Source organism: Kistimonas scapharcae (assembly GCF_039540975.1).
Taxonomy (GTDB): Bacteria; Pseudomonadota; Gammaproteobacteria; order Pseudomonadales; family Endozoicomonadaceae; genus Kistimonas; species Kistimonas scapharcae.
On the sequence record NZ_BAABFL010000035.1, the window covers coordinates 18,013 to 29,943 of the forward strand.

Here is an 11,931-nt window from a genome sequence, read left to right on the forward strand (position 1 = left end):
GGGCACTGCCCCTACCCAAGTCTATTGACCTGTTATTTTGAGCATATACGATATGCATTTAAACTAATGCCTTTTGAGTATGAAACCCTCTCAAACCTACGAATTCTCGGCCATCAGATTTCTTGCTCGTATTGGAGTAACTCCTGCGCCTTACTTACTACGTTCCCATCAACAATAAAGGCTCTACTACCAACAGAGGCTGACTCACCATCAACCACAACAACTGAACCATCCCGTAACAGTGCCTGACTCGTGCCATTACCGTTAAGAGCAATGATAGTAACAACATAACGACTTCCTGTAGGTATTAGTCCCTTGAAACGCTGCCAGATATTGGTTGATGCCATTAGTAATGCCTCTCAAGCTCTACTCGCTGAGTCACCCTGCCATTTCCACCACCTACAGCACTTATAGAAACGGATAGGCTGAGCCCATACCAAAACTTGCCAGCCTCAATAACCTCAACCAATTTACCCGGAAAAATTAACCCCGGCGGCTCACCAACTGGCATCAATGGCAACTCCAGCGTCACAATCGACTGATTGCCAGTCTTGGCCAGTTCATTCCTTCCCCGCTCAGTATTTAGCCCTACATCCAACAGCCAGTCGTCGTAAATATCCGGTGCTGGTTCATTACCAGCTGTTCCCTGGCGTCTGATGTTTACAGAAACACCAGCATGAATCCCCGACACATAAATCGCATTGTATTGTGGCTCTGGTTTCCATTGGGCTGAAAGGCTGATGACCATGCTCTCGGGGATGATGTACTGCGTGATTGCAGTTTTTGGTTGCCAGTCCCACGGGCTTTGCGGATAGCGAGGTTGGATGGTGAGGACATCTTCCGCCGCAGATGGAATAACAACCGCTCCAGCCGTCGTTGCAATTCGAGCTATGACCTGTATCGGCGTCTGTTCATGGTAAGAGAAGGTATTTTCCTGAAAGGTCCAATCCGGTGTGACGAAGTCGCCTTCGCTCTGCCAGTCCAGAGTAAAACCAGTGTTCTCAAGTTGCTGGATTGCTGCCTGCTTGGCATTGATAGGTGAGCTCTCGCTGTGGGATCGAAGAGGCGCGTAAGGTGCTGCCAGCAATTTCGTTCTGCTCTCACCGTGAATCCGATAGCGCTCCCGGTTAAAACTGCGGCTAGCCTCATAACGCTCAACGATGAATACCCACCGCCAGCCGTTAATGGTGACTTCGATTTCCTTCGGGCCATTCTGATCTGGCGCTACCCGATTAAGACTGGCGCGATTGTTGATCTGCGCTGACAGCTGCCAGGTGAAACTGTCGATATCCAGTTCAATGGCCAGCTCAGTGACATCCAGTGGTTGCTGATCCGGCAGCGTGACAACACTGATGGTGTTCATGATGAGCCAAGTATCCTTGTCGGCGGGTCGTTCAGGGGGTTTGGGATCAGACGGGTCGGTTGGATCTGTGGGGTCAACAGGGTCGGTATTGGCTGCAAACCGAATACTGTAATCCACATCGCGCCGTTGCTGGCTCCACCCTTCTCCCCAAGGCAGCTGATAGGCAGGATTGTAATGCTCTGCCAAATTCCACGACGACTGCATGCTGCTATTACGTGGTCTGCTCGCTTTTGGGCTTACGGGTGAACCAAAGGCAAACCAGACAGCATCATTCTCGCTTGGAGTATAGAGTCCACCCTGAAACACAAAGGCCAGACGAGCCGGTTCCGGAATATACGTTTTCGGCTCTCTATCGTCGGGCAAGTGCTCCTGTACCCGATACCAGCCAGCGCCATGCCGTTGATCTTTCCCGGGAGGATTTCCCCACCATATGCCGCTGCTGATCTCTTTTGCAGTAATACTGTCATCCCAACCTGTACGGGTAGGTACAGCGTCTTTGGCAGGAACATCACCCCACCAGCCTGCTGCGTCAGACTCACAACGGTGACTACTGGCCCAGAACTGAATGGAGTCACTATCCTTGTCGGGAATCTTATCCCAGAGAGATTGCAATTCAGGCTCAAGCTTTATTGTCGCAGTCTGAAGTCGGAGCTGCACCTCACTTATTTGCAGACTCGCAGGCCGCCAGCCAATCCTTATGCCCTGCTGTTTATCAACTGCTGGTTCCCAGCGTGCCTGCCATTGTCGTGTTATTGATGGCGCTACCGGCCAGCTGACAGGCGGTGGATTGACTGGCTCACCGAAAGCCACGTCAAGGGTAATACTTGCCCCATCAGGCGTTGAATAGTCACTGCCGCCCTCCAACGTTAAACTCGCTGGATCAGGAATATAATCAGCCATCGACCGTGTTGTTTCTTATGGCCGGCAACAAAGGTCCATGAACAATGGCCTGATAAAAAGGCTTTGCCTTGAAGACCGCCGTTCCCACCAGCCCGGTATTAGTGCTGTCATTATCCACCCACCACTCCGGCTCCGATGAGCCTGATATCCCTTCAGCCAGGCACTCGTAGACAAAACCCTCGAACTTACCGGTTGTTGGGCGAATGACATCACCAACAATGTAACGGGTATTCGCCTGCCAAGTATCGCCATAGTCATCCATGGCGAGCACCAATACCGGTTCAGCAAAGCCGTTCAGGTCAATATCAAAGCTACCATCTGTTTCACTCTGACCGCTTGCTATAATGGTCCGCTCCGGCAATTGACCCTGCCGTTGTTGCACGCGGTAGGAAACGACCACGATCTCTTTATCTGCCGGTTCACCGTTCAACGACACCGTGCCACTGACAAAGGTCTGCGCTGCATCCGGTGATGGAACATCAAGCACCACATTGGCGGCAGCCGGTGCGTCATACCCGCCCTGTACTGACAATACCAGTGCGTTAGGGTTTGGAATGTAACTGCCCATCAGCCAAGAATCCTTTTCGGCGTGACCGGTCCGTGCAGTATGGGTTGGCGGAGTTTATGGGCTTCAAAGATGGCGGTACCGCTGGCCAGCTGATCCGTCGGCCACGGTTCTTCGGGAAGTGTTGTATCTGTCGTACCAGCCTGAATACAGAAATAGCGATAGCCATTGGGTGTTTGGGGATGGGTAATCGCACCAACACTGTAAGCTGTGTCAGCCTTCAGCAGGCTACCGTACTCATCAAAGGCATACACCAGAATCCCATCGGTGTAGGGGCTGGTGACCAGCTCAAAACTGCCATCACCTGCGCTGTCGAGCTGTGCGATCAGTTCATGGCGTTGCATGGTCACTGCCCGCACAGTTCTTGGAACAGGACTACCATCTACCAGCGTCGTGCCCAGCACATGGGTATAACGACTGTAGTCGCCGGTCTGCGGTATCAGGGAAGGAACACTACCTGCAGTCAGATTCCAGAGGGCAGGATCCAGATTGACGTATTCCGCTGGATCATAAATATCGCTAACCAGCTCACCATCATTCGTCCCTGGATCACGATTCATCGCCACATAACAACCGCTGGTATCGAAGGCACCCTGGTTGGCGATGTACTTGAGCGTCGCCAAACCACTCAGTACTACGTTCCGATAAACCGGCTGACCTTGCGGCCATGATTTTGATAAATAGACATCGGCATTATGCTGCCAATGCACTCGCACATCCTTTAGCACCGCGCCATTGTAACAAGTCTGGTGTAATCCATTGGTCAGGCCGCTGGCAATGTAGAACTCAATATTGCGGATATCGCCAAAGCCAAAGAAGTGCCAATAATTATCACAGGTCATGTTGATGATTTTGTGACCCTTACCGTCCAGATGGAAACTGCCGCCATTGTCGTTTTGGTTGAGGTAGCGACCATCCATGTCCAGATCGGTGGTCAACTCGTAGTAATAGTTCTCCGAATGATGCCAGACTGCCTCAAAGTCCTCCGGTGTCTGGATCAGGAAAGGATTGATCTGACTGCCGTTGCCTATTGCCAGGGTTGCCATCAGTCTGCATCCCCCCGAATCTGCAAAGTAAATCGGTCATCGTCAGTGGAGCCCTGCCCTGACAACACCGTTCGCACCAGCCAACAAGGTGCCAGTGCGCCAGTGGTGTTGAAGCGCAACACATTGCCGCTGCTCCAACCGGTGCCCCAACCATCAAACCGGATAATAAAATAAGGGACATGGGTTTCCGGGTTCAGTGGCGCGCAATCGCTATTGGTGGAACCTGTGGCGATGATGCCAAGGTTTTCCTCAACCACACGGAAGGTACTACTGCTGGTAAAAATAATCGCCCAGCGGCCGTCTACCGCTCCCTTGTTGCTGACCTCGATGGGATAGTTGATCAGGTTGTATTGTGCGGTGGTGTCATCACCAATGCGGTGATTGCTCCAGTTGGGTTCTCCGCTGTCCCATGTGCGCTGGGTGAACTCGTCGTGTACCCGGGACTGAAGATCGCCATAAATTACTGCACTGCTGACCAGGGTTTCGTCGGTCGGAAAGTCCCAGACCAGCGGTGTGGCTAAGCTGATATCACCGCTGATCTGCACATCACTGACCAGCGCCATCTGCTCAATGCGGTCATGGATGGTGAGCGTACCGGCCAGATCGTTCTCAAAGGTTACAGTGCCAGTTTCCTGATCCGCAGAGTAATCAGCACTACTGACCGGTGTACCGGTATCATCCATTACTGTGATTTCAGCCTGATGATCCCGACTTAATGACACGGTTTGCCCTGCCATGGGCGAGTTCACTGTAGTGGTGCCGGTATGAGCCAGGACCACAACATCACCGGTACGGTAAATAGGTACACGACCATCCGCAGGCAAACGCACCGGATCCAGACCAACCAAATCACTGTCCAGCGGAATGCTGGTCAGCACCACACTGTTGAAGCGAATAGACTGCGGAATCACATGAATGGGATTCACAACATCCGTAAACTCGATCTGGCACCAGCCACTCTGATAATCGATATAACCCAACATTTCCGGACTACTGACCAGGCCATTGTTATCGGCCTGGGCGCTAATAGTGGCTCCGGTATCTGCTCGTAAAGCACTGATCTGCAGACTACCGGTGCGAATGGGTGCTCCGGGTGTGCGAAAAGCCACTCGGTCAGTTTGGTAACCGGCCGCCGTCGTCGCAGAGGCCACCAGATTCACAGCAGGATTCGCCCCATCTGACCATTGACTGAGAGTGATTTCTGATCCGGTATAATCGATGGTGCCAACAATGGTTCCTGCATTGGTAGCAGTGGAAAGGTTTTTGATGATGGCGCCATCGCGATCCTGATAAAACGCTCCGCCAAACTCAAACATCACCGAGCCTGGCACCAATGGCTCTGAAGTATGTGGCAGCAGTTTTATAACCAGATCAGGTACCGTGACGCTTTCGTTTTCTGGCAGATGGGACAGCGCATTCTCCTGCGCCACCACGGACATGGTATTACCCTGGTAGGTTTCCGTCAGTGTGGTGGTATCCGCTTCGATGCGTTGGCGGGTGTAGGTCTTGCCAGCGAACTCATAGTTGTAGGCGTTGATCTTGTAGGTCTGATAGTTGTAGTTCTGCTCAGCCTCGAGAGAGAACTCGCCAGTGGCATAGTTGATGGAACCGGCGCGACCGTTCCAGCCCCCGCTGCTGTCATCGGATGCGATATGCGTGACGTTATAGACCCGATCATAAATCTCGATGGGTTTGGTATTGGAACCCTTCCAGGCGCTGGGAACTTCACCGATCCGCTCACAGGTAAAAGACAGTTTCACACTGCCGGGCAACAGAGGTGCACCGGGAATGGTGCCGGTAGCAGTGCCACTGCCATCTACATCCACCGTGACCGGGCTGGTAATCTGGTTGCCCTGTTCATAGCTGACTGTTATTGCTGTGCCAGCATCGGGCAACGATTCCGGCACAAAGGCCAGCTCGCCAGAGGCATAAATCAGGCTGCCGGTACCTGCGCCGGAAAGAATGGACGCGCCATTATCTGTCAGGGTTTTGCTCTGGCCATCACTGATATAGGTCACGGTGACGCTACCCGGTTTAATCCCCGGGTGCGCTGTGACATGACGAATCTCAGGCTGTTGTGCGACCGCTGAGCCCGTATGGATGGTCAGCTCATCAGCAAACGGCAAGGAATAACTCACCACCAACGCCGTATCCACATCGGGCATGGCCTCCAGCGTCACCGCAACGGAACCTGTGGCGAAATCTATGGTTCCACTGCCGTTACCGGTCAGAAGTCCATTACCGGGATCGCGCAGTTCATACCATTTGCCCAGCGCCATATAACTCAGCACAAAACTACCGGGCCGCGGTTTCTCCTCAGGAAAAGCAAAGGTGTAGGTAAAGCCCCGGTTCTGCAATTCAATCTGTAACACCTCTGAAACACTGACGCCTGTAGCAGCGGTACCCGGCTGCCAGGTGGCGCTGGCGTTACCGGTGAAATAACTGGTTGTCCGGTATGTGTCGATCTGCCCGGTTTCGTAATCAATGGTAATGCGCTCGAAGGCATCGGAGCCGGAGACATGGATGAGTGCACCGGCGCCGTTGTCTTCGTAGGTAGCCCCGCTTACCGATAAAATAAGGCTTCCGCGCACCACACCGGCACCAAGATAAGAGCGGGACTGGTTCCCCTGGATATGGCCAAATACCAGTGTCGTGTTCAGTGTGCCATTGCGCGTTGGCAGGATCTGACGGCTGGCACCGTAACCCGGTTCATCAATCACGGCGGTCTCACTGGTAGCACTGGGTACCAGGTGGGCATAGATACTGTTGACCTTGATTTTGGTACTGTTGGCGCTTGCCGTTTCCTTGAGGTGAGAGGCTCCATAGTATTTAGCGGCATCAGCCACCTGCGTACTTTGCACCCGGGTGATTGTTTTGCTGTCCCTGCGTTCGGTGCCGCTGGGTGTTGCTGTTCCTCCAGGAAATGTCTGCTCCAATGGTGAACTGATGCCAAGCGTTAGCCGACGACGGACAAAGTCCACATAGTTGTCATTGCGACTGATCGTGAAGGTTTCAGTGCTAGCGGTGACATCGGTAATACGGATGTACTGTTCGCCCCCGGTGTTCTCATCCAGCAGTCGGTACACTTCACCTATTTCCGGCAACCTGTCTTCAGAGCGCTGTACAGATTGAATGCTGCGCTGCCCCACCAACTGATCACCCAATAGCTCCCATGATGAATCCACGGCCGGAACCACATAGGACTCAATCCGGTTACGGGCTTCAGTACGCTCATCAGTCTGGCTGTCAGTATTGAACAGCAGAACATCGACTTTGGTATCCTGCGGAGGCTCGGTAATAATGAGGTGGGCGCCAAGGTAAGGATCAGTATTGTCAGTACTGACACCGGCATAGACCTTTCGCAGAGAGACATCACCAATAGTCCGGTCAATGCGGGAAATATCCCGGAACAGGTTATTGATATCTCCGTCAATCACTTCATTACCGGTGGCACGACCGCCGCCGTCAGACTCGTCGGTCAGACGTTGCGAGCCGTAGAGTTTGACGTCATCCGGAAGAATTGCCATCCATGGTTCTCCGTGTGATCAGGGTGCGACAGTCAGCAGCCTGATGGTGAGCGAGTAAAGGTAATCGTTATCGGGGTAGGCGTAGGGAAGCACCTGCTGGGCCTCGACTGCCGCGCCATTGCTGCGGTCGAAGATCACTGAAAAGGTACGGCTATCAGCAAGTGTCAGAGTCATGATCTTGCCAGCTTCCGCTTCCAGTACTTTGAGTGCTTCGATTATGGATCGAGAAACCCAACCCGATTGCTCCCCGGAAAGCTCAATCTCCCGCCCATACAGCTTCGCCTGTTCCTGCACCAGCAAGGCGCCGGTCAGGGTTCGCTCTGTTTCCTGCGCGACGGGCTGCCATTGGTATTCATTCACCCAAAGCAGATCATCGGGCAGTTCAATGTCATCCAGCGTCATCAGATGGATCTCATTCCGGCGGTCTCCAGCGCCTTGAGCAGTTTCATTTCGTCGCTGTCACGAAGGCCGACATCGACTTGCCCGCCGGGATATTCCAAACGAATGATCTTCTCGGGAGTCGCTGGAGCGTTGACTTGTTGCGGAGGATTAGCAGGTGTGAGTTTTGGCTGTTGTGAGGCCGGACGTTGATCTTCCTCACGGCTGCGTTCCTTGCGTTGCTCATCGTAAAGCTGACGACGCTTTTCGTTATACACCTGTCGATTAAGCCGCAGTGCTTTTTCCAGATTATTGATGGACTCACCATCGCCCTTCTGGCGAGCATCGTCCAGTTCCGCTTCTAACTCCCTGTTGCGTTGTTCAAAGTTCCGTTTTTCTACCGCTTCGGTATTGCCACGCAACTGATCAAGTTCATTTTGCAGACTTTCCAGAGTATTGCGGGTGCTGTCGTTCAGGGCATCCATTTGTTGGCGGGCCTGATCCAGGGCGCCGGTCAAAGCACCAAGATCAGCATCATTGAGCAGGTTCAGACTGCTACCCATTGCAGACGCCTGACGGGTAAACGACTGTGCGGTGCTCTCACCGCTTTGCCATGCCTGCATCAGTTCTTCAAAGGCAATTTTCTGTTCCAGAAATTTAACCTTGGTGGCCTCTGCAGCGATAGCCGTATTCTTGAACCAGTCGCTGAGTCCGGATGCTTCCAGGTGTCCCATGGACTGACTGAGGTCATCAGCTTTTTGTCGTGCCTTGCCCAGTTGATCCCTGAGCTTTTCTATTTCACCACCGGTATTGCGAATACCATCGCTACTGTTGCCGGAATTGATCGCCTGAAATGCGGCTTCTGCCGCAGGACTCATGGCATGGAGCTCACTGGTAATACCGTTGATATGGTTGGCCATCATGCCAGTGATCGATTGGGCGTTACCGGCGCTTTGTGTAAGTCCTGCGAATGCCTCGCCACCGTCGCTTTTGATCGATTTAAAACCGGAAGAAGTCTCTTTGGCGGCGTCCTTGAGCTCTTTCAGCTTATCTTTGAGTTTTTCTGCAGCGCTCTGGTAATCCTCCGCTGAGAGCTTCTGTTCGTTATAGGAACGAGCCAGTATGACACCGATATCCGCCAGCTCGGCACTAGTGTCCGAGGCATCAATGGCGTCCATTGCAGTCTGGATATCGCTGTAAAGACTGGCGGTGGATTCAGCGGTTTCCTCATTGCTCTGCTGCACAGCCTCGTTGGCCGTTTTGACCTTGGCGGCAGTCTGCTTTGTCGCTTGCTGTATTTGGTTCTGGCTACCGGTGAATGCTGAGGCCATGTTATCGAGGTTCGCACGGATCTGTTTTGCGTCTTCAGCTGTTTCCCGGGCAAAGCCGGACATCACATCTCGGGTGGCCTCACTGAAGTGACGGGTTTTCTCAGCCAGCTCATCTGCATCAAAGACCTCCAGTACATCAGCGACGCCTTGGGTAATCTGCGCCAAGGCGCCACTGATAAACGTCGCAGCGCCTTTAACCACCAGGGTAAAGCTGTTAAAGAAAACGCTGATGGTATTGCCGATGATCCGAAAGGCGCCAACAATGCCGCTGGCCTGCTCAGCAATGCTGGTAAATCCCTGACGCACCCGCTCGACAAAGTCATCCAGGGTAATGCCATCAAAGGCGCCGCGGATACCTTCTGCCATGGCAATGAAACTGTCTGAAATGGCTTGGGCCAGCGCCTGTAACCGACCATCCTTATCGAGTTTATCCAGCTTGCTGCTGAGAGTAGCGAGGGCTGAGTTCACATAATCCAGCCAGCCGCTTTCAGCGACCGCATTTTTGAACTCTTCCCAGCGATCCTTGAGGTTTGAGACATAACCAGACAATAACTGCATATTGGCCGCCGCAGCACCGGACGACGAACGTCCAATCTCGGTGATCAATCCCCGGATGACATCAGTGCCCAGCTTGCCCTGCTCGGAGAGTTTGCGAAGCTCGGTGACATTACGACCAGTGACATTGGCCAGCAGCTCCCAGACCGGGACACCGGCCTCAATCAACTGCCGGAGTTCCTCGCCCTGCAGTTTCTGCTTACCCCAGGCCTGCCCCAGCGCCAGACTGATACGCTGCAGTCGTTCATAACTGCCTCCCAGCTTGCTGTTTACGTCTACCAGCGCCTGCAAGGTACCGCCCATGGGATCCAGGCCAAAGTTCTTCAGGGTAACAAACGCATCGGTAACCTGTTGCAGTTGCAATGGCGTGTTGCGGGTGAACTCGCGGATCCAGTCGGTTGCCTCGCCCCCTGCTTCAATGGAACCCATGATGGCGTTGAGCTGGATGCGTAGACGCTCGAACCGATCCCCCGTTTCCAGAATCCCTGTCAGTGCACGTTTAATGAGGTAAAGCCCCGAGGCGGCGGTGACCAGACGAAGGAAAGATCCCGACAACCGATTAACGCTTTTCCGAGCATTGTCGGCGTCTGATGCAGTTTGACGAAACCGGTTGCGACGCAGCGTCTCACGGGTGGTTCGAGCCTTGCGGGAAACAGACTGGTAGGCTTCGGCTGTCGCCTTGAGCTTTTGTTGCAGAGATGCTTGCTGGCCAGCCAAATTGCGATTCGAGAGCCCCTGTTTTTCAAGGGAGCGACGGAGTTCAGCCAGCTTGTCCCGCTGCTTTCCGTACTGATCATTGAGCGCGCTAACGGTCTTGCGGGCTGAGGTCAACTGCTGTTGCAGGCGTTTGGAAGGTTGTTCTGTTTTGCCGTAGGCCCGAGCCAGCTCCACGACACGGTTTTGTGCCTCCCGATAGGCCCGATTACTATCCCGTACCGTGGTGACCTGTTTCCGGAACGCCGTCAGCAAACGATCCTGACGCTCTAACGCTTTCAGTTCGGTTTTGAGATCACGGGCACGGTCATCCAGCTCACCTAGGGAGTCTGCGGATTTGCGAATGACACCGGAGAGCAGATCACGAGCCTTGAGGGTGAGCCGGATGGCCGAATCGCGCAGGGTCGCCACGTTATTGCGCCAGATCCAGCCGCATAAACGGACTCAGGCCGGCGCTACTAATCGTCGGGTCGGCAAGAATGTCCATGGCCAGCGGAATACTGGCAAAGTCTTCCGAGATAAAGCCCAGGTTCTGCACCGGAGAGAATTTCACCCGATGCACCCGGATGCTGAATGGCAAGCCTTCCTGGGCATCGTTGAGTCCTTCCATAAAAAGCGCAAACTCACGACCTGACTCCACCAGTGCCTGTACCGCATTGGCGACCAGCGGCGTATAGGACACGGTAATTCCCTGATCGTTGATGACGCCGCCGTCCAATACACGGATACCGGATTTGGTTAGTTCATAATCCACATTTTCCGTCAGCGGGCTGGCCAGGCTATCGTTGACGGTGATTGACTGATTAATGTCCGGCAGCTTGTCGAAGGGAATCAGCTCATCGGCAATACCGTGGCTGACATGAGGTTCGTCGGTCACCGCACCTGCACCAATCTCACTGACCGAGGCGCGCAGGGCCAGGGCAATATTCGTTGCCGTGAAATCATGGGCGGTGATGGAACCGGTAATCCCTGAAATACGTGACACCACATTACGGTTGCCGCCACCGCCCAGGTAGTTTTTTAGCTCCTTCTTTTCTTCCTCAAAGCTGAAGGTAAACTCGCTGACATTGCCTACCGGCAACAAAGGTGCTGACTGGTCGTACGGCTGGATATGAATACTACCGGCGCCAATAAAACTACGATCCACTTGTGACATAGGGATATCCTTTCCTTGTTTGGGATAGTGGAAATGTTCAGGGAACGAGAACGGTTTCGATGTGTAGGCCCATATCCGCAAACGACAGCCGTCCATGGGCCGGGGCGATATCAAACTGGGTTTCCGTCAGTTGGTGTTTGCGCGATTCAGGGCAAAGCCTGGTACCCGGCACTAATGCCTGACGGACCTGATGGCTGAGCTGCAGCAGTGATTCAGTGGATGCCTCACTGGTGCGAACCGCCAGACTGATCAGCAATTGCAGCTGGTAAAGCCCACGATGGCCACTGCGGTTGAGTTCAGTGAGTGATTCCAACTGCACCAGTATGGCCGGCACTTCCAAGTCATCCTCAAGACCGGTGGCGGGATAGCCGACTTTGACGTTGGCACAAACGGATT

At 53.6% G+C, this 11,931-nt stretch carries 9 protein-coding genes; all 9 read right to left on the reverse strand.

What is annotated here, in order from left to right:
* Positions 1-113: 113 nt before the first annotated feature.
* Positions 114-347: a hypothetical protein gene (locus tag ABD892_RS02435; RefSeq protein ID WP_345193469.1), complete on the reverse strand. Its 234-nt coding sequence runs from the start codon at positions 345-347 to the stop codon at positions 114-116.
* A complete protein-coding gene (locus ABD892_RS02440) occupies positions 347-2,263 on the reverse strand; it encodes a hypothetical protein (RefSeq protein WP_345193471.1) in 1,917 nt (638 codons plus the stop codon). The genes ABD892_RS02435 and ABD892_RS02440 overlap by 1 nt, the downstream gene beginning before the upstream one ends.
* Positions 2,256-2,831: a hypothetical protein gene (locus ABD892_RS02445; RefSeq protein WP_345193474.1), complete on the reverse strand. Its 576-nt coding sequence runs from the start codon at positions 2,829-2,831 to the stop codon at positions 2,256-2,258. Before ABD892_RS02445 ends, ABD892_RS02440 begins: the two co-directional genes overlap by 8 nt.
* The gene (locus tag ABD892_RS02450; RefSeq protein ID WP_345193477.1) at positions 2,831-3,874 is read right to left on the reverse strand and encodes a hypothetical protein; all 1,044 of its coding nucleotides are present in this window, start codon (positions 3,872-3,874) and stop codon (positions 2,831-2,833) included. The genes ABD892_RS02445 and ABD892_RS02450 overlap by 1 nt, the downstream gene beginning before the upstream one ends.
* Positions 3,874-7,401 carry a hypothetical protein gene (locus tag ABD892_RS02455; RefSeq protein ID WP_345193479.1) on the reverse strand — a complete coding sequence of 1,176 codons (3,528 nt, stop codon included), beginning with the start codon at positions 7,399-7,401 and terminating at the stop codon, positions 3,874-3,876. Before ABD892_RS02455 ends, ABD892_RS02450 begins: the two co-directional genes overlap by 1 nt.
* A gap of 18 nt (positions 7,402-7,419) precedes the next feature.
* On the reverse strand, positions 7,420-7,803 hold the full coding sequence (locus ABD892_RS02460; RefSeq protein WP_345193481.1) for a hypothetical protein: 384 nt from the start codon (positions 7,801-7,803) through the stop codon (positions 7,420-7,422).
* Positions 7,803-10,790: a tape measure protein gene (locus ABD892_RS02465; RefSeq protein WP_345193484.1), complete on the reverse strand. Its 2,988-nt coding sequence runs from the start codon at positions 10,788-10,790 to the stop codon at positions 7,803-7,805. The genes ABD892_RS02460 and ABD892_RS02465 overlap by 1 nt, the downstream gene beginning before the upstream one ends.
* 1 nt (position 10,791) lies before the next feature.
* On the reverse strand, positions 10,792-11,535 hold the full coding sequence (locus ABD892_RS02470; protein WP_345193487.1) for a phage tail tube protein: 744 nt from the start codon (positions 11,533-11,535) through the stop codon (positions 10,792-10,794).
* Between the two features lie 37 nt (positions 11,536-11,572).
* The coding region (locus ABD892_RS02475) for a hypothetical protein (RefSeq protein WP_345193489.1) at positions 11,573-11,931 on the reverse strand (359 nt) is incomplete at its 5' end.